The 25,202-nt window shown below is 73.7% G+C and carries 26 protein-coding genes; 17 read left to right on the top strand and 9 right to left on the bottom strand.

Annotation, left to right across the window (positions count from 1 at the left end; all coding sequences use genetic code 11):
- The first annotated feature begins 13 nt into the window (after positions 1 to 13).
- A complete protein-coding gene (locus ACFYU9_RS28890; protein ID WP_389346598.1) occupies positions 14 to 340 on the top strand; it encodes a hypothetical protein in 327 nt (108 codons plus the stop codon).
- 42 nt (positions 341 to 382) lie between these two features.
- Positions 383 to 826 (top strand): DUF6304 family protein, encoded by a 444-nt coding sequence (locus tag ACFYU9_RS28885; RefSeq protein WP_389346596.1) that lies wholly within the window; start codon positions 383 to 385, stop codon positions 824 to 826.
- Positions 827 to 891: 65 nt separating this feature from the next.
- On the opposite strand, the gene snpA is transcribed toward ACFYU9_RS28885, so the two are convergent.
- On the bottom strand, positions 892 to 1,521 hold the full coding sequence (gene snpA, locus ACFYU9_RS28880; RefSeq protein WP_389208406.1) for a snapalysin: 630 nt from the start codon (positions 1,519 to 1,521) through the stop codon (positions 892 to 894).
- A gap of 144 nt (positions 1,522 to 1,665) precedes the next feature.
- On the opposite strand from snpA, the gene ACFYU9_RS28875 reads away from it, so the two are divergent.
- Genes ACFYU9_RS28875 through ACFYU9_RS28865 form a run of 3 tightly spaced genes read left to right on the top strand, consistent with a single transcriptional unit; the run spans position 1,666 to position 3,634 of the window.
- A complete protein-coding gene (locus ACFYU9_RS28875) occupies positions 1,666 to 2,616 on the top strand; it encodes a LysR family transcriptional regulator (protein WP_389208408.1) in 951 nt (316 codons plus the stop codon).
- Positions 2,613 to 3,119: a GNAT family N-acetyltransferase gene (locus tag ACFYU9_RS28870; RefSeq protein ID WP_389346594.1), complete on the top strand. Its 507-nt coding sequence runs from the start codon at positions 2,613 to 2,615 to the stop codon at positions 3,117 to 3,119. The genes ACFYU9_RS28875 and ACFYU9_RS28870 overlap by 4 nt, the downstream gene beginning before the upstream one ends.
- Positions 3,116 to 3,634: an SMI1/KNR4 family protein gene (locus tag ACFYU9_RS28865; RefSeq protein WP_389346592.1), complete on the top strand. Its 519-nt coding sequence runs from the start codon at positions 3,116 to 3,118 to the stop codon at positions 3,632 to 3,634. The genes ACFYU9_RS28870 and ACFYU9_RS28865 overlap by 4 nt, the downstream gene beginning before the upstream one ends.
- Positions 3,635 to 3,710: 76 nt before the next feature.
- Here the strand turns inward: ACFYU9_RS28865 and sodN are convergent, their stop codons facing one another.
- Positions 3,711 to 4,106 carry a superoxide dismutase, Ni gene (sodN, locus tag ACFYU9_RS28860; protein ID WP_389208412.1) on the bottom strand — a complete coding sequence of 132 codons (396 nt, stop codon included), beginning with the start codon at positions 4,104 to 4,106 and terminating at the stop codon, positions 3,711 to 3,713.
- A gap of 142 nt (positions 4,107 to 4,248) precedes the next feature.
- Here sodN and sodX point away from each other — a divergent pair, with 142 nt between their 5' ends.
- Positions 4,249 to 4,683, top strand: a complete 435-nt coding sequence (gene sodX, locus ACFYU9_RS28855; protein WP_389208414.1) for a nickel-type superoxide dismutase maturation protease — start codon at positions 4,249 to 4,251, stop codon at positions 4,681 to 4,683.
- Here the strand turns inward: sodX and ACFYU9_RS28850 are convergent.
- Positions 4,587 to 5,216 carry a CGNR zinc finger domain-containing protein gene (locus tag ACFYU9_RS28850; protein WP_389208415.1) on the bottom strand — a complete coding sequence of 210 codons (630 nt, stop codon included), beginning with the start codon at positions 5,214 to 5,216 and terminating at the stop codon, positions 4,587 to 4,589. The two genes, sodX and ACFYU9_RS28850, sit on opposite strands and share 97 nt — an antisense overlap.
- A gap of 95 nt (positions 5,217 to 5,311) precedes the next feature.
- On the opposite strand from ACFYU9_RS28850, the gene ACFYU9_RS28845 reads away from it, so the two are divergent.
- Positions 5,312 to 6,070, top strand: a complete 759-nt coding sequence (locus tag ACFYU9_RS28845) for a class I SAM-dependent methyltransferase (RefSeq protein ID WP_389208417.1) — start codon at positions 5,312 to 5,314, stop codon at positions 6,068 to 6,070.
- Positions 6,071 to 6,129: 59 nt separating this feature from the next.
- Here the strand turns inward: ACFYU9_RS28845 and ACFYU9_RS28840 are convergent, their stop codons facing one another.
- The 3 genes from ACFYU9_RS28840 to ACFYU9_RS28830 are packed head-to-tail and all read right to left on the bottom strand — an operon-like array spanning position 6,130 to position 8,882.
- Positions 6,130 to 6,897 (bottom strand): amino acid ABC transporter ATP-binding protein, encoded by a 768-nt coding sequence (locus tag ACFYU9_RS28840; RefSeq protein ID WP_389208419.1) that lies wholly within the window; start codon positions 6,895 to 6,897, stop codon positions 6,130 to 6,132.
- Positions 6,894 to 7,886 carry an amino acid ABC transporter permease gene (locus ACFYU9_RS28835; RefSeq protein WP_389208421.1) on the bottom strand — a complete coding sequence of 331 codons (993 nt, stop codon included), beginning with the start codon at positions 7,884 to 7,886 and terminating at the stop codon, positions 6,894 to 6,896. The genes ACFYU9_RS28840 and ACFYU9_RS28835 overlap by 4 nt, the downstream gene beginning before the upstream one ends.
- A gap of 30 nt (positions 7,887 to 7,916) precedes the next feature.
- Positions 7,917 to 8,882 carry an ABC transporter substrate-binding protein gene (locus ACFYU9_RS28830; RefSeq protein WP_389346590.1) on the bottom strand — a complete coding sequence of 322 codons (966 nt, stop codon included), beginning with the start codon at positions 8,880 to 8,882 and terminating at the stop codon, positions 7,917 to 7,919.
- A 544-nt stretch (positions 8,883 to 9,426) separates the two neighbouring features.
- On the opposite strand from ACFYU9_RS28830, the gene ACFYU9_RS28825 reads away from it, so the two are divergent.
- The 3 genes from ACFYU9_RS28825 to ACFYU9_RS28815 all read left to right on the top strand — a co-directional run bounded on the left by ACFYU9_RS28825 (position 9,427) and on the right by ACFYU9_RS28815 (position 13,374).
- Positions 9,427 to 10,638 carry an NADP-dependent malic enzyme gene (locus tag ACFYU9_RS28825; RefSeq protein WP_389208425.1) on the top strand — a complete coding sequence of 404 codons (1,212 nt, stop codon included), beginning with the start codon at positions 9,427 to 9,429 and terminating at the stop codon, positions 10,636 to 10,638.
- A 177-nt stretch (positions 10,639 to 10,815) separates the two neighbouring features.
- Positions 10,816 to 11,781, top strand: a complete 966-nt coding sequence (locus tag ACFYU9_RS28820) for a zinc-binding dehydrogenase (RefSeq protein WP_389208427.1) — start codon at positions 10,816 to 10,818, stop codon at positions 11,779 to 11,781.
- Between the two features lie 228 nt (positions 11,782 to 12,009).
- Positions 12,010 to 13,374: a cellulase family glycosylhydrolase gene (locus ACFYU9_RS28815; RefSeq protein ID WP_389346587.1), complete on the top strand. Its 1,365-nt coding sequence runs from the start codon at positions 12,010 to 12,012 to the stop codon at positions 13,372 to 13,374.
- A 50-nt stretch (positions 13,375 to 13,424) separates the two neighbouring features.
- Here the strand turns inward: ACFYU9_RS28815 and ACFYU9_RS28810 are convergent, their stop codons facing one another.
- Both ACFYU9_RS28810 and ACFYU9_RS28805 read right to left on the bottom strand, forming a co-directional pair.
- Positions 13,425 to 14,315, bottom strand: coding sequence for a helix-turn-helix transcriptional regulator (locus ACFYU9_RS28810; protein ID WP_389208431.1), 891 nt, complete (start codon positions 14,313 to 14,315; stop codon positions 13,425 to 13,427).
- Position 14,316: 1 nt separating this feature from the next.
- The gene (locus ACFYU9_RS28805) at positions 14,317 to 15,195 is read right to left on the bottom strand and encodes a DUF4097 domain-containing protein (protein WP_389208433.1); all 879 of its coding nucleotides are present in this window, start codon (positions 15,193 to 15,195) and stop codon (positions 14,317 to 14,319) included.
- 193 nt (positions 15,196 to 15,388) lie between these two features.
- On the opposite strand from ACFYU9_RS28805, the gene ACFYU9_RS28800 reads away from it, so the two are divergent.
- On the top strand, positions 15,389 to 16,204 hold the full coding sequence (locus tag ACFYU9_RS28800; RefSeq protein WP_389346585.1) for a hypothetical protein: 816 nt from the start codon (positions 15,389 to 15,391) through the stop codon (positions 16,202 to 16,204).
- Between the two features lie 98 nt (positions 16,205 to 16,302).
- Here ACFYU9_RS28800 and ACFYU9_RS28795 read toward each other — a convergent pair whose 3' ends face one another.
- Entirely contained in the window at positions 16,303 to 16,485 is a 183-nt protein-coding gene (locus ACFYU9_RS28795) for a DUF6104 family protein (protein ID WP_389208437.1), read from the bottom strand.
- A 105-nt stretch (positions 16,486 to 16,590) separates the two neighbouring features.
- On the opposite strand from ACFYU9_RS28795, the gene ACFYU9_RS28790 reads away from it, so the two are divergent.
- The 6 genes from ACFYU9_RS28790 to ACFYU9_RS28765 all read left to right on the top strand — a co-directional run bounded on the left by ACFYU9_RS28790 (position 16,591) and on the right by ACFYU9_RS28765 (position 25,171).
- Entirely contained in the window at positions 16,591 to 17,061 is a 471-nt protein-coding gene (locus ACFYU9_RS28790) for a CU044_2847 family protein (RefSeq protein ID WP_389346583.1), read from the top strand.
- A complete protein-coding gene (locus ACFYU9_RS28785; RefSeq protein ID WP_389346581.1) occupies positions 17,058 to 19,139 on the top strand; it encodes a trypsin-like peptidase domain-containing protein in 2,082 nt (693 codons plus the stop codon). The genes ACFYU9_RS28790 and ACFYU9_RS28785 overlap by 4 nt, the downstream gene beginning before the upstream one ends.
- A 127-nt stretch (positions 19,140 to 19,266) precedes the next feature.
- Positions 19,267 to 20,286 (top strand): AAA family ATPase, encoded by a 1,020-nt coding sequence (locus tag ACFYU9_RS28780; RefSeq protein WP_389208443.1) that lies wholly within the window; start codon positions 19,267 to 19,269, stop codon positions 20,284 to 20,286.
- 25 nt (positions 20,287 to 20,311) lie between these two features.
- Positions 20,312 to 23,521 carry an SAV_2336 N-terminal domain-related protein gene (locus tag ACFYU9_RS28775; RefSeq protein ID WP_389346579.1) on the top strand — a complete coding sequence of 1,070 codons (3,210 nt, stop codon included), beginning with the start codon at positions 20,312 to 20,314 and terminating at the stop codon, positions 23,519 to 23,521.
- A 90-nt stretch (positions 23,522 to 23,611) separates the two neighbouring features.
- Entirely contained in the window at positions 23,612 to 23,818 is a 207-nt protein-coding gene (locus ACFYU9_RS28770) for a hypothetical protein (RefSeq protein WP_389208447.1), read from the top strand.
- A 69-nt stretch (positions 23,819 to 23,887) separates the two neighbouring features.
- Positions 23,888 to 25,171 carry an aKG-HExxH-type peptide beta-hydroxylase gene (locus ACFYU9_RS28765; RefSeq protein WP_389208449.1) on the top strand — a complete coding sequence of 428 codons (1,284 nt, stop codon included), beginning with the start codon at positions 23,888 to 23,890 and terminating at the stop codon, positions 25,169 to 25,171.
- Positions 25,172 to 25,202 lie beyond the last annotated feature (31 nt).

The raw sequence follows: 25,202 nt of genomic DNA, 5'->3' as shown, positions 1-25,202 counted from the left end.
CTACGCTGGAGGCGTGAGCGAGGAGCCTTACCGGACCACCCGGGACCCGCGGGCCGAGCATCCCTGCCCGGCCTGCGGACAGCCACGCCAGGTGGTGGCGCGCCGGCACAAGGTCCTCGGGGCCTGGGTGCCGGAGTGGGAGGTGCAGCCGTGCCGCAACCCGGAGTGCGAGCTGTACGAGCCGGGTGACGAGGGTCCCGCGCAGACCCTGCCCGAGGCCGCGCCGGGGAGCTCGCCGGAGGCCTCGGCCGCGGCCGCTTCCGAAGTCGCCGCGGAAGCCGCGACACCGCACGTGACCGGCAAGAACGGCGAGACCGGGAGAAGTCCGGCCGCCGGGTGACCGGCCGCGCGCCGGAGCCGGTCATACCGCTACAGTCCGCCCATGTCATCGGAGTCGACAGAAGTCTGGACCGGTTGGTACCGGGACCGCCGTGGTGCGGAAGCGATCGTCATCACGGCCGACGGGGGCCATGTGGCCACCCGCATCAGGGGAATCGAGTACAGGGGCGCGAGCTTCGCCACGCTCAGCGCCGTGGGCGCGGGTGAGGGCGACGGCGACGGCGACGGCGGCCAGACCCTCGGCGGGTGCGTCCTGGAATGGGACCTGCCGCTCCCCGTCGTCACGGACGGCGTCAGCCGGCCGGCCACCCTCAGCTGCCTGCTGACCCTCGGCGACCGCGCCGACCTCAGCCTCACGCTGCACTACGCCGGCGCGGCCTTCGAATCGGGCATCGCGGGCGGTGACTTCGAGGAGGCACTGGTCCGGGTCCGGCGCCAGCTGCCGCCGGGCACCGAGTTCGGCCGCCGGCTGCCGCAGGCGGCCTGACCCGTCGTACCCGGGGAACGGGGCGGCCCTCCCGGGCCGCCCCGCAGGTGTGCTCGGGGAAGGGATCAGGGGTTCTTCAGGGCCGAGGCGAGGCCGTAGCGCCACAACTGGTCGACGCGGGACCGCTCCTGGCTGTTCGGGTAGGCGTTCTGGCACGACGTACCGGGCCCGCCGCCGGACATCAGCTCGCTGCACGGACCGCTGTAGTGGTCGGGGAGACCGAGGACGTGACCGGTCTCGTGGGCGGTGACGCGGGTGGAGTTGTACTGCTGGTTCTGCTGGTAGTCGAGGAAGATGTAGCCGTTGCCGTGCCCGTCGGTGCTCGCGTACGAGCCCCGGGAGTCGCTGCCCTCGTAGTAGGCGAAGTCCGCGTTGGACCCCTCCACCAGGCGGACGTTGACCACCGAGCCGTTCCATATCTGCGCCGAGCGGGCTATCTGCGTGCGGAAACTGGGTGCGTTGGCGGTGCTGTAGACCACGGTGACGGCGGTGGCACCAGGCGTGGCGGCCCGCTTCTTCGCGACCGACTTCATGACGGCGTCGAAGAACGCCTGGTTGGCCTTGGCCTCCGCGGACGAACCGGCGTACGCCACCGAGGGGGCGGAGGCGGCGGCCGGAGCGGCGGAGAGGGAGAGCGTGAGGCCGGCGCCGAGGGCGGCCGTCAGTAACGAGGTGAGCAACTTCGGGTGTCGCATGTGGGGGCTCCTCCTGTGGGGTTGAGGAGAGTGTCGGGGGAGCCGGGACGCCGGGGGAATGATGCCAATCCCCGATAACACGGCTCAATCACCGGCCGATCGACGCTCTGGTGCGCACGTGGGGACCGGCCCTAACCTCGTCCCATGGAGCTGGAGGTGAGGCACCTGCGGGCGCTGTGCGCCATCGCCGACACCGGCAGCCTGCACAAGGCCGCCCGCCAACTCGGCGTCAGCCAGCCCTCCCTGACCACCCAGCTGCGCCGCATCGAGAACGCGCTCGGCGCCGAGCTCTTCTCCCGCGGCCGCACCGGCTGCCACCCCACCCCGCTCGGCCGCTCCGTGCTCAGCCGGGCCCGTCCGCTCGTCGACGGCATGGCCGCGCTGATCACCGACACCCGGGCCGCCGCCGCCCGCACCGGCGGCCCGGCCCTGCGCGTCGGCTCCACGGCCAGCCGCGCCCTGCCCGGCTGGCTGCGCCGGCTGCGCCGCGACATCGCCCCCGAGATCGCGCTGCGCGTCGACGTCTCCGCCCACACCCTGCTGCGCTCGGTCGCCGCGGGCCAGCTCGACGTCGCCTTCGTCCACGAGGTCGAGGGCTGCCCGCTGCGGGTGCCGGACGGACTGCGGGCGCGCGTCCTCGTCGAGCGCGAGCCCCAGTTCGTCTCCATGGCCCCCGACCATCCGGCCGCCGCGCAGGAGGTCGTGGACCTCGCCGACCTGGCCGACGACCGCTGGACCGTCGACCCGGCCGTCGACGGGGAATGGGACGGCCTGCGGCGCGTCCTGACCGCCGCCGGCCTCGACCCGCCGGTGCTGCACGCCGACTACCACACGGCCTCCTCCCTCATCGCCCTCGGCGAGGCCGTCGCCCCCTGCCAGCCCACCTCCGGCCCCCGCGACGACATGGCCGTCCGCCCCCTCCGCGGCGACCCCCTCGCCGTCCGCCTCCTGCTCTTCGCCGCGCCCGGCACCGCCCTCGACCGGCCCTACGCCGCCCTCGCCGCGGCCTACCGCGAGGTGGCGCTGCGCGCGGCGCCGTACCGGAGGTGGCTGCGGGGAGGGGGGACGGCGGGGCCGTGCATCATGACGGCATGAACGATCACGCGGAGCGGCGGGACGCGGTACGGGCGGCAGCCCCGCCCCTGGCCCGTCACGCCCACCCCGAGGACCTGCCCCGGGTCGCCGAACTGGCCGCCGAACACGCCGCCTACGAACAGGCCGCGCCCCCGCCCGGCGACCTGGCCGCCCGCCTCCACCGCCTCCTCTTCGCCGCCGAGGCCCCCCGCCTGCGCTGCCTGGTCGCCGAACTCCCCGACGGCACCCTCGCGGGCTACGCGACCTGCGCCCCCGAACTCTCCACCTGGGACGCCGCCGAGTACCTCCACATGGACTGCCTCTACCTCACCGCCGAGGCCCGCGGCCACGGCCTCGGCGCCCTCCTGATGGCCGCCGTCCGCCGCGAGGCCCGCGCCCTCGGCCTCACCGAGATCCAGTGGCAGACCCCCACCTGGAACGACGGCGCCATCCGCTTCTACGACCGCCTGGGCGCGACCTCGAAGGAGAAGCGCCGCTACTCCCTCCCGTCCGGCCAGGAATGAACGCCGACGGCCCGGCCCGGCTGAGGGCACTGCTGGGGGAACCGGAGACCTGGGGCTGGGCCCGCCCGTCCCTCTGGCAGGCCGCGGAAGCCCATCTGGGCCTGTCGCTCCCCTCCGACTACAAGACATTCCTCGACCTCTACGGACCCGGCGCCCTCGACGGAGTCCTCCACCTTGAGCGCCCCGTGCACGGAACCCCGGAAGAGGCCCAAGACCTCTGGCCCCCGCACCCTGCGCAGTCCCCCGGCACCGACCCATGGCCGCACCACCCCGAGCCCGGCGGCCTCCTCGCATGGGGCCACGACGAGCACGGCAACACGTACTACTTCCTGCCCCTGGAACCGGACCCCGACGACTGGCGCATCGTCGTCCACACCGAATCAGCCGACTGGTTCGAAACCGGCGGCACCTTCACCGACTTCCTCCTCCGCTGCCACGACGGCATCGACCTCCCGCCGGGACTGCCACGGGGTTGGCCCACCTGCTACGACCAGAGGCCCCCGGACACCTGGTGACCGGCGGCCGCCCGACACGCCGAAGGGGCCCGGCCGCCGAGCGGTCGGGCCCCTTCGGGGCACGTGGGGAGGAAGGTCAGGCCTTCTTGGTCTCCCAGAAAATGCGGTCGATCTCGGCGATGAGCTCCAGCGCCTTCTCGCCCGTCTTCGGGTCCGTCGACGCCTTGGCGGCCGAGAGGGCCTTCAGGGTGTCGTTGACCAGCTGGTTGAGCTCGGGGTACTTCTCGAAGTGCGGGGCCTTGAAGTAGTCGCTCCACAGCACCGAGACGTGGTGCTTGGCGAGCTCCGCGCGCTGCTCCTTGATGACCGTGGCACGGGCCTGGAAGTGCGGGTCCTCGTTCGCGGACATCTTCTCCTGGACGGCCTTGACCGACTCGGCCTCGATGCGGGCCTGGGCCGGGTCGTACACGCCGCAGGGGAGGTCGCAGTGGGCGCTGACCTTGACCTTGGGGGCAAACAGGCGGGAGAGCATGCTGCTGTCCTTCCTCGTGATCGTCTTCTCAGGTGGGACATTACTCGGTGAGAAGCGGGTTTTCGCGAGCGCCCCCAGGGGCTTAGGACAAAAGTCCAGGGTCACCATGGGACTCGTGGACGATCGGACCGGGAGGTACCGAATGGTGGAATCGGGGCAGCAGCCGGGGCGGGAGCCCGGGGCCCCGTTCGGGATCGCCGAGGTCACGGGGGTGTCGATGGTGCCCACGCTGCTCCACGGGGACCGGTTGTTCGTGCACTACGGGGCGCGGCTGCGGCCCGGGCAGGTGGCCGTGCTGCGGCATCCGCTGCAGCAGGATCTGCTCATCGTGAAGCGGCTGGTGGAGCGGCGGGACGACGGCTGGTGGGTGCTCGGGGACAACCCGGACACGGAGGGCGACAGCCGGGTGTTCGGGGTCGTGCCGGAGCAGCTGGTGCTCGGGCGGGTGCGGGTCCGGTACCGGCCCGTCACCCCCGGGCGTCAGCGGTCGGCCGGTGTGGTGCTCTCCTGGCTGCTCACGGCCGTGCGGCCGGTGCGCTCGGCCTCCGCGGCCTCCTGGCGCTTGCGGGCCCGGTAGGCGGCCACGTTGGCCCGGGTCGCGCAGCGGTCGGAGCAGTAGCGGCGGGAGCGGTTGGTCGAGGTGTCGAGGTAGGCGTTGCGGCAGGGCGCGGCCTGGCACAGGCCGAGCCGGTCCGCGCCGAACTCCGTCAGGTGGAAGGCGAGGCCCATCGCGGCGATGGCGGCGAAGCCCGCGGTCGCGTTCGACGGGTGATCGGCGAGGTGCATGTGCCAGCGCGGCCGGCCCTCGTCGTCGAGGTAGTCGTGGCCCGAGATCTGCGGGCTGACCGGGAACTCCAGGAGCAGCGAGTTCAGCAGGTCCACGGCGCCGGTGTGGTCGCCCTCGTCGGCCGCCGTGAAGACCGCGCGCAGCCGGGCCCGTACCGAGCGGAAGCGGGTCACGTCGGCGTCGGTCACCCGCCGCGCCATCTGGGACGCCTCGCCGAAGAGTTCGCGGACCGCCTCCACGGAGGTGAGGGAGTCCTTGTTGCGGGCCGGCTCCTCGGTGTTGACCAGACGCACGGCGTAGTCCGAGTAATAGGCCAGTTCCACTTGTAGTCCTTACGCCGGCGGGCTAGGGTCAAGGCGGGGAAGGGTAAGCGACGCTTTCCCTTCGAGGGTATTACGAACCGAGTGGAGGCAGAAGCATGACCGACACGACCCGCACCGACTGGACGGCCTGGCAGCAGAGCTGGGACCGCCAGCAGGAGTGGTACATGCCGGACCGCGAAGAACGCTTCCGCGTGATGCTCGACATGGTCGAGGCGGTCGTGGGACCGGAGCCCCGCGTGCTCGACCTCGCCTGCGGTACGGGAAGTATCACGGACCGGCTGCTCCAAAGGTTCCCGAAGGCGACCAGCACCGGCGTCGACCTCGACCCGGCCCTGCTCGCGATCGCCGAGGGCCACTTCGCCGGCGACGAGCGCGTCACCTTCGTCACCGCCGACCTCAAGGACCCCGCCTGGGCGCGCGAGCTGCCCCATGACTCGTACGACGCCGTCCTGACCGCCACCGCCCTCCACTGGCTGCACAGCGAGCCCCTGGCGGCCCTCTACGGGCAGCTGGCCGGCCTCGTCCGCGACGGCGGCGTCTTCATGAACGCCGACCACATGATCGACGAGACCACCCCGCGCATCAACGCCGCCGAGCGCGCGCAGCGGCACGCCCGGATGGACGCCGAGAAGGCCGCCGGCGTCCTCGACTGGGCCGACTGGTGGGCGCTCGCCGCCAAGGACCCGGTCCTCGCCGGGCCCACCGCCCGCCGCTTCGAGATCTACGGCGAGCACGCCGACGGCGACATGCCCTCGCCCCGCTGGCACGCCGACACCCTGCGCGCCGCCGGCTTCGCCGAGGCCCGCGCCGTATGGGCCTCCCCCTCGGACACCCTCCTCCTCGCCGTGAAGTAGGCGGGGAAGCGAAAGGGCGGTACGGGTCTTCCCGTACCGCCCTTTCGCGTGCGTACGCGCTACAGGACCTTCGAAAGGAACGCCTTCGTCCGGTCGTGCTGCGGGTTCGTCAGGACGTCCCTCGGGTGGCCCGACTCGACCACCACGCCGCCGTCCATGAACACCAGGGAGTCGCCCACCTCGCGGGCGAAGCCCATCTCGTGCGTGACGACCACCATCGTCATGCCCGACTCGGCCAGGTCCCGCATGACGTCGAGGACGTCACCCACGAGCTCCGGGTCGAGCGCCGAGGTCGGCTCGTCGAAGAGCATCAGCTTCGGCTCCATGGCCAGCGCGCGGGCGATCGCCACGCGCTGCTGCTGGCCGCCGGAGAGCTGCGAGGGGTAGTTCCCCATCTTGTCGCCGAGGCCGACCCGCTCCAGCAGGCTCGCGGCCCGCTCGCGGGCCACGGACTTGGACTCGCCCTTCACCTGGATCGGCGCCTCCATGACATTGCCCAGGGCCGTCATGTGCGGGAACAGGTTGAAGCGCTGGAAGACCATGCCGATGTCGCGGCGCTGGAGCGCGACCTCGCTGTCCTTCAGCTCGTAGAGCTTCTCGCCCTTCTGGCGGTAGCCCACCAGGTGGCCGTCGACCGAGAGCCGGCCGCCGTCGATGCGCTCCAGGTGGTTGATGCAGCGCAGGAAGGTCGACTTGCCGGAGCCGGACGGGCCGACCAGGCAGAACACCTCGCCGTTCTGGACCTCCAGGTCGATGCCCCGGAGGATGTGCGCCGCGCCGTAGGACTTGTGGACGCCTTCGGCCTTGACCATGGGCTGACCGGTCATCGGGTCGCCTCCGGGGAACGCTTGAACGTGACGAGGTTCTTCTTGACGCGCTGCCACGGCGTGGCCGGCAGGTTGCGCGTGGAGCCGCGGGCGAAGCGGCGCTCCAGGTAGTACTGGCCGACGCTGAACACGCTGGTGAGCGCGAGGTACCAGATGGAGGCCACGAAGAGCATCTCCATCACGGCGCCCGCCGTGGTGCCGATGTTGGACGAGGCGCGCAGTAGTTCTGTGTACTGCACGGCCGAGACCAGGGACGAGGTCTTCAGCATGTTGATGAACTCGTTGCCGGTCGGCGGCACGATCACGCGCATGGCCTGCGGCAGCACGATGCGCCACATGGTCTTCGTCTGGGACATGCCGAGCGCGTGCGCGGCCTCGGTCTGGCCCTCGTCGACGGACTGGATGCCGGCGCGGACGATCTCCGCCATGTACGCGCCCTCGTTGAGGCCGAGGCCGAGCAGCGCGACCATGAACGGCGTCATGACGTCGACGGTCTCGTTCTTGTAGATCGGCCCGAGGTTGATGTACTCGAAGATCAGCGACAGGTTGAACCACACCAGCAGCTGCACGTACACCGGGGTGCCGCGGAAGAACCAGATGTACAGCCAGGCGACCGCGCCCGTGACCGGGTTCTTCGACAGGCGCATCACGGCGAAGAGGATGCCGAGGACGAGGCCCAGCGCCATCGAGGCGACGGAGATGACGACCGTGCTCCACAGGCCGTGGAGCACCGACGGGTCGAACAGCTTGTCCCAGACGGTGTTCCAGATGATGTTGCCCTGCGAGAAGGCGTACAGCAGCCAGCCGAGGAGCGCGACGACCACGACGGCGCTGATCCAGCGGCCGTAATGGCGGACCGGGATGGCCTTGATCGCCTCGTAGGGGACGCCCGACGGGGTGCCGGCCGGCGTGGCCGGCGGGTTGTCCGTGGGGCCGGAGCCGGAACCGGCCGGAGCGGCGGCCGGTTCCTTGCGGATCTTGTCAGTCATGACGACTGCCCTTCAGGTGGAGCGGGGAGGTCACTTGCCGGCGTTGACGGTCGCCTGCTTCACGGCGCTGTCCTCGACGTTCCACGTCTTGAGGGCCTGGGCGTAGGTCCCGTCCTTGATGGCCGCGTCGAGTGCTTCCTTGATGGCGTCGCGCAGCTGGGTCTTGTCCTTGGAGACGCCGATGCCGAAGAGGCCGACGTCGCTCTGGTTGCCCGTGACCTCGAAGTCGTTGCCGCCGCCGGAGGTCTTCGCGATGTACGAGGCGACCGGGTAGTCGTTGAGGTCGGCGACCGCACCGCCGGCCTTGACGCGGGTCTGGGCCTCGGCGTCGGTGTCGAACGCCTGGATGGTCAGCTTCTTGTCGCCACACTTGGCGGCCTGTGCCTTGAAGGTGTCCTCGTAGATCGTGCCGCGCTGGACGGCCACGGTCTTGCCGCACAGGTCGTCGAGGGAGTTGACGCCCTGCGGGTTGCCCTTCTTGACGAGCAGGGAGACGCCGGAGCTGAAGTAGTCGACGAAGTCGATGCCCTTGCCGATCTTCTTCCCGCTGTCGTCCAGGCCCTCCTGGCGCTTCTTGTTGTCGGTCATCGAGGACATGATCAGGTCCTGGCGGCCGGTGTAGATCGAGGTGATCAGGCCGTCGAAGGTGCCCGAGGTGAACTTGAAGTCGACGCCGAGCTGCTTGCTCAGGGCCTTGGCGATGTCGGGGTCGACACCGACGATCTTCTCGCCCTCGGTGAACTCCATCGGGGCGTACGAGGCGTCCGTGCCGACCTTGATGACGCCGGCCTTCTGGATGTCGGCCGGGAGCTTGGAGAACAGCGGCGCCTTGGTGGAGACGCCGGAGGACTGGCCGCCCTCGGGCTTCGTGCTGTTCGTCTGGTCGCCGCAGGCGGTCAGCAGCATCGAGCCGGCGACCGCGACGGCGGCGACCGCGGCAAGACGGAACGTGCGGGTCTTGGCGGCGGTCGTACCGAGCGTGGAGCGTGCGGTCATGGTCGGGTTCCTCCGGCGTGTGAGGGGAGTTGCCTACGTTGCCTAGGGGTCGCGTACGCAGCTTCGAGTGCCGCGACCTCGTGTGATTTGGCATCTTGCCATTCGGACTGCCCGAATCCGACGGCCAAGGATGTCAAAATCGGATAACGGGTGGCCTGGGATGGGGCTCGCCCAGTCGCCCCTAGCGAAATCTTCTGCGGGCGGGGGGTGCCTCCACCGCAAATTCTTCCGTCCATCTCGCCATTCGGACGACATGAAGACCGCTATTCGGGTCGGGAAAGTATGTTTCCGGACATGGAGTGACGTGTCGTTCTCCTCCGCGTCCGGTAGCGCTCGGTATGAGTCGCGTCACCGCGGCGGTATCGACTCGTCTCCGGACCCGTCCGTCCGGTAAGAAGGATCCTTACACCCCTCATCCGGGGCTCAGGGCGCGTTGTGCGGCGCGCCCGCGCGGCTACCAGACAGGGCGGCCGCGGGACCCGCCCACCCCTCCTTACCAGGGAGTGGCAACCCTCAAATGAAGAAGACTTAAGGGGTCAACCCAATGGCAGCGGAGATCGTCAATCCTCGCAGCGAGAGCGGTACGGAAGGGGCTCCCGGCGAGCCCTTCGATCCGGCCTTCGCGCTGCACCGCGGCGGCAAGATGGCCATCACGGCCACGGTGCCGCTGCGTGACAAGGACGACCTGTCCCTCGCGTACACGCCCGGCGTCGCCAAGGTGTGCACGGCAATCGCGGAGCAGCCCGAGCTGGTCAACGACTACACCTGGAAGTCCCAGGTCGTGGCCGTCGTGACCGACGGCACGGCGGTGCTCGGCCTCGGCGACATCGGCCCGGAGGCGTCGCTTCCGGTCATGGAGGGGAAGGCCATCCTCTTCAAGCAGTTCGGCGGCGTGGACGCGGTTCCGATCGCCCTCGCCACCACCGACACCGACGAGATCGTCGAGACCGTCGTCCGGCTCGCCCCGTCCTTCGGTGGCGTGAACCTGGAGGACATCTCGGCGCCCCGGTGCTTCGAGATCGAGCGCAAGCTCCAGGAGCGCCTGGACATCCCGGTCTTCCACGACGACCAGCACGGCACGGCGATCGTCACCCTCGCCGCCCTGCGCAACGCCGCGAAGCTGACCGGCCGGACCCTCGGCGACCTGCGCGCGGTCATCTCCGGCGCCGGCGCGGCCGGTGTGGCCATCGCCAAGTTCCTGCTGTCGGCGGGCATCGGCGACGTCGCCGTGGCCGACCGCAAGGGCATCGTCAGCCAGGACCGCGAGGACCTGACGGACGTCAAGCGCGAGATCGCCGGGCTGACGAACAAGGCCGGCCTCTCCGGCTCCCTGGAGACCGCCCTCGCCGGCGCCGACGTCTTCATCGGCGTCTCCGGCGGCACGGTCCCCGAGGAGGCCGTCGCCGCCATGGCGCCGAAGGCCTTCGTCTTCGCCATGGCCAACCCGAACCCCGAGGTGCACCCGGACGTCGCGCACAAGTACGCGGCGGTCGTGGCCACCGGCCGTTCGGACTACCCGAACCAGATCAACAACGTCCTCGCGTTCCCCGGCATCTTCGCCGGCGCGCTCCAGGTCCGGGCCTCCCGGATCACCGAGGGCATGAAGATCGCCGCGGCCGACGCCATCGCCGGCGTCGTCGGTGACGAGCTGTCCGCCGACTGCGTCATCCCGTCGCCGTTCGACGAGCGGGTCGCCCCGGCCGTCGCGGCCGCGGTCGCCGCCGCCGCGCGCGCGGAGGGCGTCGCCCGCCGCTGAGGCCGGGACCGGTACACCTTCTGGGGCCCCGTCAGGTTCGTTCGCGCGAACCGGGCGGGGCCCCCGTGCGTGCGCGGCGGGGTCCCGCGGGCGCCGGACGCAAGATCGCCGCGAGGGACGCGCGTCACACCCGGGCGTGGTTCCGCGAGCTCCCCGTCCGCCCCTAGGGTCGGGGACATGTTCGCTGCCTACGCCGCCCGAATCGACCGCGACCAGCCCCTGAACGGCCTCGAACTGGGCGAACGGCCCGAGCCCGAGGTCCGGCCCGGCTGGACGACCGTCACCGTCAAGGCCGCCTCGCTCAACCACCACGACCTGTGGTCGCTGCGCGGGGTCGGACTGTCCGAGGACAAGCTGCCGATGATCCTCGGCTGCGACGCCGCGGGCGTCGACGAGCACGGCAACGAGGTCGTGCTGCACTCCGTCATCGGCCAGACCGGCCACGGCGTCGGCCCCGACGAGCCGCGCTCGATCCTGACCGAGCGCTACCAGGGCACCTTCGCCGAGCGGGTCTCCGTGCCCTCGTGGAACGTGCTGCCCAAGCCCAGGGAGCTCTCCTTCGAGGAGGCCGCCTGCCTGCCGACCGCCTGGCTCACCGCGTACCGGATGCTCTTCACCAACGCCGGTGTGCGGCCCGGCGACTCGATCCTCGTGCAGGGCGCGGGCGGCGGTGTCGCCACCGCCGCGATCGTCCTCGGCAAGGCGGCCGGCCTGCGGGTCTTCGCCACCAGCCGCGACGAGGCCAAGCGGAAGCGGGCCGTCGAGCTCGGCGCCGTGGAGGCGTACGAGCCCGGGGCGCGGCTGCCGCAGCGGGTGGACGCGGTCATCGAGACCGTCGGCGCCGCCACCTGGTCGCACTCGGTCAAGTCGCTGCGGCCCGGCGGCACGCTGGTCATCTCCGGCGCCACCAGCGGTGACCGGCCCTCGCACGCCGAGCTGACCCGGATCTTCTTCCTGGAGCTGAAGGTCGTCGGCTCGACCATGGGCTCCAAGGACGAGCTGGAGGACCTGCTGTCCTTCTGCGCCGCGACCGGTGTGCGGCCGGTGATCGACGAGGTGCTGCCGCTGGACCGGGCGCGCGAGGGCTTCGCGAAGATGGCGTCCGGCGAGCTCTTCGGCAAGATCGTCCTGACGAACCCCTGACGAACCGCCGAGGAGCTCCTGACGAGCTCCTCGCGACATCCCGGCCGGCCCGTGAAGGGCCGGCCGGGCCTGTTTCCGGGCCTGTTTCCCGGCCGGCTCCCGGCCGGCTCCCGGCTGGTTTCCCGGATGACTTTTCTCCCGGCCTCTTGAAGTAGGTCGGGTGACCTGATGGGATCTCCGGCACGCGAAACGTGAACAACGCTCACCTCGTCGTGCCGGAGGCCCTCCTTGTTGCGAACCACCCTTACGGCGACCGCCGTCGTCGCCGCGCTCCTCGCCCCGACCGCCGCCCACGCCGACACGTATGAGGCGATACCAGCGCTCACCGACGCCAGGGGCCGCGCCCTGACGCTGCGCGGCTGGAACCTCGCGGACAAGTCCCACCGGGGCGACCAGGCCCTCTCGGCGATCACCGAGAAGAGCATCCGCGACATGCGCGCCAAGGGCTTCAACTTCGCCCGGCTGCTCGTCTTCTGGGACGACCTGGAGCCCAGGCCCGGCCAGTACAGCAAGGACTACCTCCGCAGGATCGAACGGGTCCTGGACTGGGCCGAGAAGTACGACGTGAAGGTCGTCCTCGACGCCCACCAGGACGTCTTCGGGCCGGCGTTCGGCTCCCGGGGCATTCCGGCCTGGGCGACCAGGACCGACGGGCTGCCCTTCACCCCGCACCCCGAGGACTGGTTCTCCGAGTACTTCGAGCCCGCCGTGCAGCGCGCCTTCACCCACCTCTACGAGGACGCCGACCTGCGCCGCTCCCAGGCCCGGATGTGGCGGGTGCTGGCCGAGCGCTTCCGCGACCACCCGGCCGTCCTCGGCTACGACCCCATCAACGAGCCCATGGGCGAGATGCGCGAGGGCGAGGACCTGCCGTCCGCCGCCCGCCGGATCGAGAGCGAGCAGCTCACCCCGATGTACAACCGGATCGCGGACGCGATCCGCGCCGTCGACCGGGACGGCTGGATCTTCGTCGAGCCCACCCCGATCGTCGGCGAGGGCGTGCCCACCGGCCTCGGCCGGATCGACGACCCGAAGATCGTGTACGCCCCGCACTTCTACAACTCCGGCATGGAGGCGGGCGCCGACTACGACCCGTCGGCCGGCTGGATCGAGAACTACGAGGCCGCCGTCACCCAGTACCCCAAGGAGTACAAGGTCCCCGTGGTCGTGGGGGAGTGGGGCCCGCTCAACAACTCCCTGCCGAACATGAACCGCTTCTTCCGCGAGGCCATGGCCTCGCTCGGCCGCTACAGCTCCGGCTGGGCGGGCTGGGAGTGGTGCTACGGCGGCGGCTACTGCGCGGTGGACGCCGACGGCGCCTTCCGTACGAACAAGGAGCTCACCGCCGAGCCCTACGCCGAGGCCGTCGCCGGCAACGTCCGCTCCGCCGCCTACGACTCCGGAGCCGGCGCCTACCGCCTGGAGTACGACGCCGCCCGCCGCGGCCCCCGCGCCACCGAGCTGTCCCTGCCCCCGGGCGCGTGGCAGGTCGCGGCCCGGGGCAGGGCGATCGTGCTGCGCCCGCAGCCGGGCCGCGCCCTGGTCCTGGCCGCCCCGGGCGCGCGGGTGACGGTCACGGTCACGCGCCGCTGAGGCGGGCTGGCGAGACGGGGCGGGGTGGGCCCGCGGGCCCACTCCTACCGCTACCGCTTCTTCGCCGGCCTGCCCAGGAGCGACAGGATGCTCTCCGCCGCCGCGCCCAGGTGGCGGCGGGTCTCGGTGAGCTGGGCGGAGGTCACGCCGTGGTCGCGGGCCGCGTCGCGCACGTCGTCGCGGAAGCGGTCGAGGAGGCGGTCGAGTTCGCGGGCGGGGTCGGCCGGGTCGGCTATGTCGGCGGCCCAGTCGGAGACGGCCTGCTCCGGGGTGGCGGGGCGGGCGTGGGAACTGCCCGAGATCAGGTCGCCCAGCTGGGCCGTGATCCCCGAGATGCCCTCCCAGACGGCCTTCGGCCCCTCACCGCGGCTCATCCCGTCCAGGATCTGCTGCTGCACCTGCTCCTGGACCCGCTTGGCGATCCGCTGGTACTCCTTCGCCTCGCGCTTGGCCGACTGGGCCTCGGCGCGCGCCTGGCGGGCCTGCTCCTTCCACTCCTGCTTCGACTTGCGCAGCTCCTCCCTGGCCTCGGCGAACGACGAGGCCCCGGTGGAGCGCGAGGCGGTCGCCGCCGCCCGCATCTCGCTGCGCAGCTTGCCGGCGGCGCCGCGCACGTCGTCCCGTATCTCGGCGGCCAGCTCGGAGACGGACTCGCGGATCTCCACCTCCAGGTCGGCGAGTTCGCCGCCGCGCCCGGCCAGCTCGGCCCGGCCGGCGTCGGTGATCGAGTAGACCTTGCGGCCGCCCTCGGTGGCGTGGGTGACCAGGCCCTCGGCCTCCAGCTTGGCGAGCCGCGGGTAGACCGTGCCCGCCGACGGGGCGTAGAGGCCCTGGAAGCGCTCCTCCAGGAGGCGGATCACCTCGTACCCGTGGCGGGGGGCTTCGTCGAGCAGCTTGAGCAGGTACAGACGGAGGCGGCCGTGGGCGAAGACGGGCGGCATGTCAGAGGACCTTTCCGGACGGGGAGGAGGGGGTCGTCCAGTCGTCGCCACCGGGCTCGGGGTCGGCGTCGGGGCGGCGCAGCAGGGCGATGGAGCCGGTGACCGTGGTGGCCTTCAGCGTGCCGCGTCCGGCACCGAGGGTGCCGGTGATGGACTTGGTGCCCCACTGGCCGCCGACCCGCAGGTCCTCGAAGGCGTTGGAGACCGCGCCGCTGGTGGTGCTCGCCTCGACCGTGGCGTCCGCCGGGTGCGGCAGCCGGATGGCGACCTCGCCGGAGACGCTGGCGAGCCGGATGTCCGCGGGCAGGCCGTCCAGGCCGGCGGCCGGGTCGAGGTCGACGAGCAGGTCCCCGCTGACCGTCTCGGCCTTCACCGCCGTGCCGGCGTCGACGACGGTCACGTCGCCGGTCACCGAGTTGATCTGCAGCGCGCCGGTGACCGTCTGGGCCTCCAGGGCGCCGGAGACGGTCTCGGCCCGGACCGGTCCGGCGAGGCCGACGAGCGTGGTGTCGCCCGTGACACCGCGGACGGCCGTGCGGCCCTTGATGCCGGAGATCACGGTCTCGGCGGCGACCGCGCCCACCTCGACGTCGGCCCCGGCCGGGACGACGACGGAGACGACCGCCCGGCGCTTGTGGCCCTTGGGGTCGAGCCACTTGAGGAAGCCCTTCCAGTGCAGGTCCTCATAGGTCACGGTGAGGGTCGAGCCCTCCTGGGTGACGATGAGCGGCGGGCCGTCGATCTCGGTGATCTCCAGGCGCGCGGAACTGTCGGCGGTGCCCACCACGTTCACCACACCGTTGACCACGCGGATCTGAAGCCGGGTCACGGGGTCGGTCAGTGGGATCTTCCTGGGCTCGGTGACGGACCACTCTGTCATGGTGCTGGCCTCCCCTGTCGTCGGCGCGCGCCGGCGGTCTGCGCCGTCGCAACATATCGCGTCTCTCGATAGACACGATATATCGCGGTCCGGTCAAGTCAACCCTGATTCACCCCTGACAGGGCCGCCTCAGGGTGGCGACGGAAGGGCAGATTTCACTACTTACTGGGGCGAATTGCCCTAGCGTGGGGCCATGAACGCGACACCCGGACCCCGCTCCACCGGGGCGCTGCTGCTCTGCCGTGCCGACGCGGAGGCGGTCCGCCCGCCGGCCGGGCTGCTCCGCGAGCAGCTGCTGCTCGCCCCGGCAGGACCCGACTGGAGCGTCCTCGTGCCCGAGGGCAAGCCGTGGCTCGACGACGGCGAGCCCGTCGACCGGGTGGTCACCGGCTGGGCCACCGCCCTCGCCGTCGCCGCCGCGGGCTGGCCCGTCCTCGCGCTGTGGTGGGACCGGGACCGCGCCGGGTTCACGCTGGCCGCGGGCTTCCGCCGTACGGTCGGCTACGTCTGGCTCGCCGACGGCACCCCGGCCGGCGAGGACGAGGCCATGCGGACCTTCGCCGCCCGCCTCGCGCTCGACCCGGTGCTCGACGTCCAGGCCCTGGAACCGCTCACCCGACCCGATCCGGACGCCGACGCGCACGCCCGGCTCGTCGGCCTCACCGCCGTCCTCGCCCGCACCGGACTCGCCCTGCCCGCGGGGCTCGCGCCCGGCGAGAGTGCCGACCGGCTGCGGTCCGTGGCCCGCGCCCAGGGCGCCGAACCCCTCGAACGGGCCGGCTGGCGGGACGCCGTGCGCGCCGAGCTCGACGCGGTCGAGGGCGGCCGGCTCGGCCCGTACCTCCGCGGCCCGCGGGCCCGGCTGATCGGCGCCGTCCAGCTCGCGGCCGGCGTGCCGCTGCTCGTCTGGGGCATCGCCAGGCGCAGCGGCGGCTGGACGACGGCGGGCGCGCTCCTCGTCGCCGACGGGGCGCTCGGACTCGCCTACGACCGGCTGCGCGGCGCCTGATCCGAAGCCGGCCGTCCTACGCGGCCCGGGCTGCTCCGGTCGTCCTGGCTGCTCCGGCTGCTCCGGCTGCTCCGGCCGCCCCAGTCGCCCCGGTCGTGCTACTCGTCCTCGTCCTCGTCGTCCAGGCGTGCCAGCCAGGTCGCGAGGCGCTCGACCGGCACCTCGAAGTCGGGGTTGAGGTCGACGAAGGTCCGCAGCTGCTCGGCGAGCTCACCGAAGGTGATCTCCTCCTCGCCGCGCCTCTTGTCCAGTTCCTCGATGCCACGGTCCGTGAAGTACATGCGATCAGAATAGGCCGTGGTCGCGGACCGGGGCCGCGTCCCCTGTTCCTCTCCGGCACCACGGTCTAGCCTCGTTCATCATCGTTTCGGGGAGCGGGGGCCGCTGTGACGCATGGGATCGCACGCATTCGGCTGGACGACGGCACGCCCGTCTGGGCCCGGATCAGCGAGCCGGAGGAACTGGACCGCGGCAGCGGCTTCCAGGACACCGGCTTCGGCGACCGGGTCGTGTCGATGGCCGGAGGCCTGACCGACGTGGTGCGCGGGGTGGTCGGCTCGCTGCGCGCCGGGCTCGACCCGGAGGGCTCGGTCGAGGTCGCCGTCAGCTTCGGCATCGAACTGTCCGCGCAGGCGGGCAAGGTGATCGGCGTCCTCGCGGACGGCGGCGGCACGGCGTCCGTCAACGTCTCGCTGACCTGGACCGAGCCCGGCCGCCGGCCCGCCGCCGCGCCCGCCCCGGCCGCCGCGCCCCCCGCCGTGCCGCCGGCTCCGCCCCTCCCGCCCGCCGCCGTGCCGCCCGCCCCCACCCTGCCGCCACCCGCCGTCTCCCCGGAGAACGGCCCGCGCGCCGTATGAGCGCCTTCGACGCGCTGGTGCGCCCCGCGCTCGTGCGCATCACGGCGCCCGGTGACGGGTATGACCCGCACGGCGACCGGTTCTGGGGCACCGGCTTCTTCATCGCCCCCGGCTGGGTGCTGACCTGCGCCCATGTCGTGGCCAAAGGGGGAAGCGCGGTGTGGAGGAGGGAAGCGGCCGTCGGCATCACCTGGGCGGGCGGCGAGACCGTCGGCCGGGTCGCGCTGGCCAAGCCGCGTCCCGCCACGCCCGAGGACCGGCTCGACACCTGGCACTTCCCCGACCTGGCCCTCGTCCGGGTCGAGGGCGCCGACCACGCCCCGTGCGTACGCATCGGCGACCGCCCGCCGGTCACCGAGGCCCCCGTCCGGCTGTACGGCTACGCCCACCAGACCGGCGAGCTGGGCCTGCGGATCGAGACGGGGGAGACGAGCGGCTTCTCGAACAAGGCCCTGCTGCTGCGCTGGTCCCTGCCCGTCGAGGGCTGCTCCGGCGGCCCCGTCGTCGACGTGCGGCGCGGCGCCGTCATCGGCGTGAGCAAGGGCAGCAACGCGCGCGAGGGCGCCGCCGCCCCGCTGACCCTGCTGCGCGAGCTCTTCGACCAGCCGGGCGGCGAGCTGCTGCACGAGGTGCTGCGGGCCCACGACCGCCACCACTTCACCGCGCAGACCGGCTCCGGGAACACCTGGGTCGACGCCGAGACGCGGGCCTGGCCCGCCACCGCGCGCGGGGTCAACCCCGTCCAGCGCAACCAGCTCTACGGACACCTCGCCGAACTCCCGCCGCCCACCAGCTCCGGCGAGGTCATGGCCCTCGTCGACGAGGTCAAGGACCGGGTCACGGAGGACGAGTTCCAGGACGTCCTGGAGACCGAGGCGAAGGCCTGGACGGACGGAGTGGTCCGGCTCCACCAGCTGCACGCCACCCAGCAGCCGAGCGGTGCCGAGGCCGGCGACCTCGGGATCGACGCCGTCCTGCTCTACGCGGCCCACCTCGCGCGCCACCTCACCGAACGCTACGGGGCCGACCCCGACGTCGCCCCCGCCGTCCGCGCCCTGAGCGACTGGACCCGCAACGAGTCCGGCCACGCGCGAGCCCGCATCCGCAAGGACATCGTCGCCCTGCTCGATCCGGCCGCCCCGCGTCCCGGCGCCCGCCCCGGGGGAGAGCCGCGCGCCCGCGCCGACGTCCGCATCGAGATCGACGCCGTGCCCTACAGCGACCCGCCGCGCTACACCTGGCAGGTGCTGCTGCTCTTCGACGGCCGCACCATGAACGCGGTGCGGGCCGGCACCGAGGGCCTGCGCCCCGCCGAGCTGGAGCAGGCGCTGCGCGGCCCGCTCGCCCAGGCCCTCGGCCTCGGCGACAAGGGCGAGCACCTCGCCGGCGTCGAGGCCGTGCTGCCGCGCGAGCTGTTCGACCTGCCCATCGACACCTGGCGGCTCGCACCCGACGACGAACCCTTCGGCGAGGGCTCGCTGCCGCTCGGCCGACGGCGCACGGTCGTCATCCGCGACCGCCACCGCGGCCACCGCGGGCCCTTCCCGGAATGGCGCCAGCGCTGGCGCGGCTGCCAGTCGGGGCCGCTGCGGGCGGTGCCGCTGCGCGCCGAGGTGCTCGCCCCCGGCACGGAGGACGGACACGCCCCGAACCGGCGCAAGGAGAGCCAGAACGCGGTGTACGCGCGGCTGCGCGAGGTCGAGGGCGGCAGCGTGCCGGTCTACTGCGGGCCGGTCGGCAGCGGCGACGGCCAGCGCGCGATGGAGGCCGCGCTCGCCGCCGGGCACCCCGTCGCGCTGTGGCGGCACTCGGCCCGCGAGCACGCCGACTGCGCCGAGTTCCACAAGCGGGCCGGCGAGCTCTTCGCCGTCGTCGACGCCGCCGATGGCCTGCACGGCCCGGTGCGCGCGCTGCGGCTGCGCGCCGGCGACACCGAGGCCGATCCGCGCGACCGGGCCGAGCACGCCTGGGCCGAGGGCCTCGCCGTCCTCTACGACCCGCCCGACCGGCCGCCGCACGACGCGCCCCTGCAGGGCCCGCTGCTCCTCGGCGAGGACGACCCGGGCGGTGACCGGTGACCCGCGCCTCGTACGCAAGTCCCCCACAAACGGACCGGTTTGAGCGTCGGCAGACCGGTGCGGCGAGCGGTACGGTCGACGCGCCCGGCGAAGTCACCCGTGTGTCAGCGGCCAGGAGGGGTCAGGCGTGAACGATTGGCGGATCTACCGTGGTGCCGGCCATCCGCACGACGAGATAAGGCGGTTGCCCCCGCCGCCGCCCTGGCGCGACTTCTCCGCCGGCGGCGCCGACGACACCCTGGCCGGCTCCGACCGGCGGCTCGGGGTGCGCCGCCGGCTGGTGCAGAACCACCACCCCAGGCCCGCCGAGACCGACGCCGTCAACGCCGCCCTGTATCTGCGCCGGCCGCTCCTGGTCACCGGCAATCCCGGGACCGGCAAGTCCACCCTCGCCCATGCCGTCGCCCACGAGCTGGGCCTGGGCCGGGTGCTCCGCTGGCCCATCGTCAGCCGCTCCACCCTGCAGGACGGGCTCTACCGCTACGACGCCATCGGCCGCCTCCAGGACGTGCAGCTGGAGCGGGCCCGCGCCGACGCCGGGGCCGACGCCCAGGGCACGGCGGCGAGCCCGGCCGGCATCGGCTCGTACCTGCGCCTCGGCCCGCTCGGCACCGCCCTGCTGCCCTCCGAGCTGCCCCGGGTGCTGCTCATCGACGAGCTCGACAAGAGCGACCTCGACCTGCCCAACGACCTGCTGAACGCCCTGGAGGAGGGCGAGTTCGCGATCCCCGAGCTGGAGCGGCTCGCCGACCGCGAACCGGTGGTGGAGGTGCTCACCGACGACGGCCGCAAGGTGCCCGTGTACGGGGGCCGGATCCGCTGCACCACCTTCCCGTTCATCGTGCTCACCTCCAACGGCGAGCGGGACTTCCCGGCCGCCCTGCTGCGCCGCTGCATCCGCCTGGAGCTCGAACCGCCCGGCGAGGAACAGCTCTCGGCCATGATCGAGGCCCATCTGGGGCCGGACGCGGCGGCCGCCGAGCCCGGTCTCGTCGACCGCTTCCTCGACCGCGAGCCCGGCGAGGTGATCGCCACCGACCAGCTGCTCAACGCGCTCTATCTGACCCGGCACGCCCCCCGCACCGAGCGGGTGACCCGGGAACGCATCGCGGACATGCTCATGCAGCCACTCGATCAGCCGAGGTGATGGCCGGATGCACCGGAGCCGCCGGATGCAGCTGGAAGAACTCACCCGCAGACTGCGGGCCGCCGGGCAGGACCTGACGGCCGAGGAGGTCGCGGACGCCGTCTGGCTCGCCCGGTGGCTGCCGCGCGCCGAACCGGAGGACCGGGCGGGGGAGGGGCGGCCGGGCCCGCCGCCGTCCGCGGACCCCGGCCGGTCCGGCGACCTGGGCGGTGCGGACGGCTCCGACGGCCCCGGCGCCGCCGGCCACCGTCGAGATCCGGCCATCGGCGACACCGCCCCGCCCGACGCTCCCGACCCGGCCGCCGCACCGGCCCGGCGCGCCGAGTCCGTCGACCTCCGGCTGCCCGGCGGCGCACGCCCGCGCACCGGCGCCGGCCTCGGCGCCGCCCTGCCCGTCCGGGCGCCCGGCGCGAACGCCCTGCCCGGACTCCTCGGCCTGCAGAAGGCGCTCCGCCCGCTGCGCCGCTACGCCACCGGGCTGCCCGTCCGGCCCGGCGAGGGCCGCCTGGACGAGGAGGCCACCGCCGAGCACAGCGCCGCGTCCGGCATCCTCACCCCCGTGCTGCGCCCCGCCGCCGCCCCGCGCCCCGACATCCAGCTGCTCATGGACACCGGGCCCGCCATGGTCGTCTGGCAGCGGATGGTCGAGGAGCTGCGCCAGGCGTGCCAGCAGTCCGGCGCCTTCCGCGACGTCCAGGTCCACCGGCTGCACGACGCCGGCGAGGGCCCGCCGCTGGTCACCACCACCTCGGGCCCCGACGGCCACCCCCGGCTCCGCCCCGCCGACCAGCTGCACGACCCCACCGGCCGCCGCCTCACCCTCGTCGTCAGCGACTGCGTCGGCCCGCTCTGGCAGCGCGGCGCCGCCCAGATGCTCATCACCCAGTGGCCCCGCCACTCACCACTCGCCCTGGTCCAGCCGCTGCCGCCGCGCCTGTGGGCCCGTACGGCGCTGCCGGCCGAGCCCGGCACCCTGCTGCGGCCCGCCACCCCCGGCGGCCACGTCCGCTTCGAGCCCGACGAGGAGGTGTGGGAGCCCGTCACCGCCGAGCCCCGGGCCGTGCCCGTGCTCACCCCCACCCCCGAAGCCTTCGCCTCCTGGGCCCGGCTGCTCACCGGCCACGGCGGCGGAACGGTCCGCGGCTGGGCCGCCCGCGTCGGCCCCGCCCCGGTCCGGCCGCCCGCCCCCGCCCGCACCCCCGGTACCACCGGAGCCGCCCGGCGCGGCGGCGACGACGACCTCCTGCGCGCCTTCCGCGCCGGAGCCTCCCCCGGCGCGGTCCGGCTCGCGGTCCATCTCGCCGCCGCCCCGCTCGCCCTGCCCGTGATGCAGCTCGTGCAGCGCGCGATGCTCCCCGACACCGGCCCCATGGAGCTGGCCGAGGTGCTGCTCAGCGGTCTGCTGCGACGACTGCCCGGCCCCACCCCGTACCCCTGCTACAGCTATCCGCCGGCCGTGCAGGAGCACCTCCTCGGCTCGCTCGACCGGGGCGCGGCCGCGCTCGTGCTCAAGCACTGCTCCGAGTTCGTCGAGCGCCACTTCGGGCAGGGCATGCGCAACTTCCCGGCCCTCGCCGCCGCCCGCCTCGCCGGGCACGGACCCGACGACACCGCCGAACAGGAGACGGCCGCGACCGGACCCGGCGAGGAGCCCGACCAGCCGGCCGGCGCCGCCTCCGAGCTGTTCGCCCGCATCCCCTCCCGGGTGCTGCGCTTCTACCAGCCCGACCTCGTCACGCCCGAACCGCTCGCCGCCGCCCGCCGCCTGCTCGCCCAGTGGCGCGGCCAGTCCGACCCGTCGCTGCTCACCACCGCCCGTGAGATGGCCGAGGCCGCGCTCGCCGGCCAGGGCCCGGGCGGCCCGCCCGGCGGTCCCGACGACACCGCCGGCGCCCGGCTCGTCCTCGGCCAGGTGCTCCACGCGCAGGCCGGCACCGCCGCCGTACGGGACCGGGGACAGCGCCAGGAGCTGCTCACCCTGGCCCTCGCCGAACTCGTGCGGGCCGCCGGGGCCGCCGAGCCCGGCAGCCCCGAGTGGGCCGAGGCCCGGCTCGAACAGGCCGCCGCCCTGCACGCCCTGTGGCAGCACACCGGCGACCGGGCCCGCCTCGACGCGGCCGTCGCCGCGCTCGCGGGGGACCCGGCCGACTGGCCCGGGTCCCGGCGCCACGCCCTGTTCGTGAGGCGCGGGCGCCTGCTGCTGGCCCGCGGCGGGCACGGCGACGGACCCGAGGCGGTGGCCGCGTTCACCGCCGCGCTCGCCCTCGGCGAGACCGGGCCCGTGCTGCTCGACCTCGCCGACGCCCTGTACCTCGCCGCGGCCGCCCCCGGGGCGATCGCCGACGCCCTCGACCGGGCCGAGCCGCTGCTCGGCGACTCCACCGCGCTCCGGCTGCGCTGGACCAGCGCCCGGGCCCGGCTCTACGACGCCGTCGGCGACGGGCCCTCCGCCGACGCCGCGTACGAGATCGCCACCCTGCTCGCCCCGGCCGACGGCGAGAAGCGCGGCCTGCTGCTGCTCACCTGGGGCGAGTCACTGCTGCGGCGGGCGGCGGCGGGCAGCGGCACCGAGCCCGTCGACCGCGCCGAGTCCGTGCTGCGCGAGGCCTTCACCTGCCTGCCCGTCGACGCCCGGGCCCGCGACCGGGCCCGGGTGCTGATCGGCAGCGTGCTCGCCCTGCGCTACGGCCGGGCCGGCTTCCTGCCCGACCTCTTCGAGAGCCGCCACCTGCTCGACCAGGCCGTCCGCACGGCCGACGGGCCCGCCGAGCGCGCCGAGGTGTGGCTGCAACTGGGCTGGGTCCGGCTCCAGCTGAGCGAATCGGCCCGGGACGGGCGGCTCGGCGACGCGCTCACCGCGTACCAGCGCGCCGCCGAGGACAGCCACACCGCGCACGGCGACACCCCGGGCACCGTCACCCTGGCCCGCGCGCTGCACGCGCAGGGCGCGGTGCTGCGCCTGATGGGCCGGACCTTCGGCGCCAGGACCGCCCTCGCCGCCGCCGCCGAGCAGTGGCGGCGGCTCGACGGCGCGCTGGTGCCGCTGGACCGGGCGGACCAGGAACGGACCCGGTCCCTGCTCGCCGAGGTGAGCGCCGGCTCCCGTCCGCAGCCGGACGGCCTCCTGCGCGAACCCTCCCGCGAGGAGCGCCGGCGGATCGCGCCGCCCTGGTGGGAGTGGCGCGACCCGGATGCGGAACGGCCGGATAACGGGGGCGCACATGGGCGCAGTTGAGTCGAACGGGTTTCTGACTTTCGGCCGTCGGGAAGAACCGCTCCGCCGCTACGACCGTGGGGGACAAGGGTCGGTGAGGAGGAGCCGAGGGTGTTGGAGCACATGGAGTGGGTGGCCGGCGTCGACAGGGCCGACGGGCGGCCGCGCCGGCTGCCGGATCTCACCGGCGTGGACCTGCGGACCTTGCGCTTCATGGACGATCCGGACCTGGCCGCGGCCGTCGAGCGGGTGCTCTGGCAGCCGCGGGACCTGTCCGACTCCTGGCTGGAGGAGGCCGGGGAGAAGGCACGCGACTGAACCGCGGGCCGGCGGCCGCGCCGACCGGTCGTTTCCGGCCAGATGGCCCGGGCGGACAAGGGGACGGGAGTGAGCGCCGTGCCCCTGTCCGCCGCCGTCTTCGCGCGGCTGGCCCGGACCAGCCCCGATCCGGCCGGGCTCACCTTCCTGAACACCGCCCTGCACCACCGGCGGCTGCTGCTCCTCAAGGCGCTCCTGGTCCGCGTCCACCGGCACCGCGCGTCCGTCGAACCGGGCGCGCTCGCCGGCTTCGAGCGCTCATGGGAGCTGCTCGAACGGGTCGAGCGGCGCCGTCCCGGCGCGGTCCGCGACGTCCTCGACTACCCGACCACCGGCGCCTGGCTGGCCGGCGCGCTCACCGCGCCCGCCGGGCCGGCCCTCGACCGGCACCTCGCCCGCCTCGACGCCCTCGCGGCCACCGCCGCCCTGCGCTGCGGCGGCCCGCTCGACCTGACCGTGCGCACCCCGGACGGCCTGCTCTCGCTGCCCGGCACGGGCCGGCTGCGGGTGGCCGCCGAACGCGTCCGGTTCGTCGCGGACGACCGGACCGTACGCTTCCACCCGTCGGGCGCCGGCCCGGCCGCGCCCGCCGCCCTCACCCTCGCCCGCCGGCCCGGCGGCGCCCTCGCCGACCGCGGCCACGGGCCCGGCTGGAGCGCGGTGCGCGCGCTGCCCCGCGGCACCGCCCGGCTCGACGACCTCGACCCGTACCGGGTGCCGGCCGACGCCGGCGGCGCCTTCGTCGGCACCGCGGCCGAGCACGCCGACACCGACCACGCCGCCTGGTCCGCCCGCTGGAGCGCCGCCCGGGACCTGCTGCTGCGCACCGACCCCGGCCGGGCGGCCGAGGTCGCCCGCGCGGTCCGGGTCCTCGTCCCGCTCGTCGGCCGCGGCCCCCGGCACCTCGGCGCCACCCTGAGCGCCGCCCCCGGAGCCGTACTGACCTCGCTGCCCGCCGACGGGCGCGGGATGGCCGGCACGCTCGTGCACGAGCTGCACCACAGCAAACTGGCCACGCTGCACGAGATCGTGCCGCTGTACGGCCCCGGCCGGGACGCCGTGCACCAGGTCGGCTGGCGGCCGGACCCGCGTCCGCTGGCCGGCGTGCTGCACGGCGCCTACGCGCATCTGGCCCTCGCCGACCTGTGGCGGCGCACCGCCACCGCCGACGGAGTGCCGGGCAGCTGGCGGTCCGCCGCCGGGCAACAGTTCGACGACATCCACGATCAGGTGGGTGAAGCGCTGGCGATCCTGCTTGAATCCGATGAACTGACTGCGGAGGGCCGGGAGTTCGCGGACCAAATGAGGCAGCACCATGCGAGCCTCGGCGCGGCTCCCCTCGCCGCTGGGTAACACTGTGCCCACGGCATATCACACTGCGTTG

Origin of the sequence: Streptomyces sp. NPDC004327 (assembly GCF_042873935.1) — a bacterium.
Taxonomy (GTDB): domain Bacteria; phylum Actinomycetota; class Actinomycetes; order Streptomycetales; family Streptomycetaceae; genus Streptomyces.
Note: the sequence above shows the minus strand (reverse complement) of the source record. Positions and strands in the feature narration are given on the sequence as shown.

What these genes read in the sequence shown, in the direction of transcription:
- ACFYU9_RS28885 (WP_389346596.1), top strand. Translation starts at nt 383, where the DNA reads ATGTCATCGGAGTCGACAGAAGTCTGGACCGGTTGGTACCGGGACCGC.
- snpA (WP_389208406.1), bottom strand. Translation starts at nt 1,521, where the DNA reads ATGCGACACCCGAAGTTGCTCACCTCGTTACTGACGGCCGCCCTCGGC.
- ACFYU9_RS28875 (WP_389208408.1), top strand. Translation starts at nt 1,666, where the DNA reads ATGGAGCTGGAGGTGAGGCACCTGCGGGCGCTGTGCGCCATCGCCGAC.
- ACFYU9_RS28870 (WP_389346594.1), top strand. Translation starts at nt 2,613, where the DNA reads ATGAACGATCACGCGGAGCGGCGGGACGCGGTACGGGCGGCAGCCCCG.
- ACFYU9_RS28865 (WP_389346592.1), top strand. Translation starts at nt 3,116, where the DNA reads ATGAACGCCGACGGCCCGGCCCGGCTGAGGGCACTGCTGGGGGAACCG.
- sodN (WP_389208412.1), bottom strand. Translation starts at nt 4,106, where the DNA reads ATGCTCTCCCGCCTGTTTGCCCCCAAGGTCAAGGTCAGCGCCCACTGC.
- sodX (WP_389208414.1), top strand. Translation starts at nt 4,249, where the DNA reads ATGGTGGAATCGGGGCAGCAGCCGGGGCGGGAGCCCGGGGCCCCGTTC.
- ACFYU9_RS28845 (WP_389208417.1), top strand. Translation starts at nt 5,312, where the DNA reads ATGACCGACACGACCCGCACCGACTGGACGGCCTGGCAGCAGAGCTGG.
- ACFYU9_RS28840 (WP_389208419.1), bottom strand. Translation starts at nt 6,897, where the DNA reads ATGACCGGTCAGCCCATGGTCAAGGCCGAAGGCGTCCACAAGTCCTAC.
- ACFYU9_RS28835 (WP_389208421.1), bottom strand. Translation starts at nt 7,886, where the DNA reads ATGACTGACAAGATCCGCAAGGAACCGGCCGCCGCTCCGGCCGGTTCC.
- ACFYU9_RS28830 (WP_389346590.1), bottom strand. Translation starts at nt 8,882, where the DNA reads ATGACCGCACGCTCCACGCTCGGTACGACCGCCGCCAAGACCCGCACG.
- ACFYU9_RS28825 (WP_389208425.1), top strand. Translation starts at nt 9,427, where the DNA reads ATGGCAGCGGAGATCGTCAATCCTCGCAGCGAGAGCGGTACGGAAGGG.
- ACFYU9_RS28820 (WP_389208427.1), top strand. Translation starts at nt 10,816, where the DNA reads ATGTTCGCTGCCTACGCCGCCCGAATCGACCGCGACCAGCCCCTGAAC.
- ACFYU9_RS28810 (WP_389208431.1), bottom strand. Translation starts at nt 14,315, where the DNA reads ATGCCGCCCGTCTTCGCCCACGGCCGCCTCCGTCTGTACCTGCTCAAG.
- ACFYU9_RS28805 (WP_389208433.1), bottom strand. Translation starts at nt 15,195, where the DNA reads ATGACAGAGTGGTCCGTCACCGAGCCCAGGAAGATCCCACTGACCGAC.
- ACFYU9_RS28800 (WP_389346585.1), top strand. Translation starts at nt 15,389, where the DNA reads ATGAACGCGACACCCGGACCCCGCTCCACCGGGGCGCTGCTGCTCTGC.
- ACFYU9_RS28795 (WP_389208437.1), bottom strand. Translation starts at nt 16,485, where the DNA reads ATGTACTTCACGGACCGTGGCATCGAGGAACTGGACAAGAGGCGCGGC.
- ACFYU9_RS28785 (WP_389346581.1), top strand. Translation starts at nt 17,058, where the DNA reads ATGAGCGCCTTCGACGCGCTGGTGCGCCCCGCGCTCGTGCGCATCACG.
- ACFYU9_RS28775 (WP_389346579.1), top strand. Translation starts at nt 20,312, where the DNA reads ATGCAGCTGGAAGAACTCACCCGCAGACTGCGGGCCGCCGGGCAGGAC.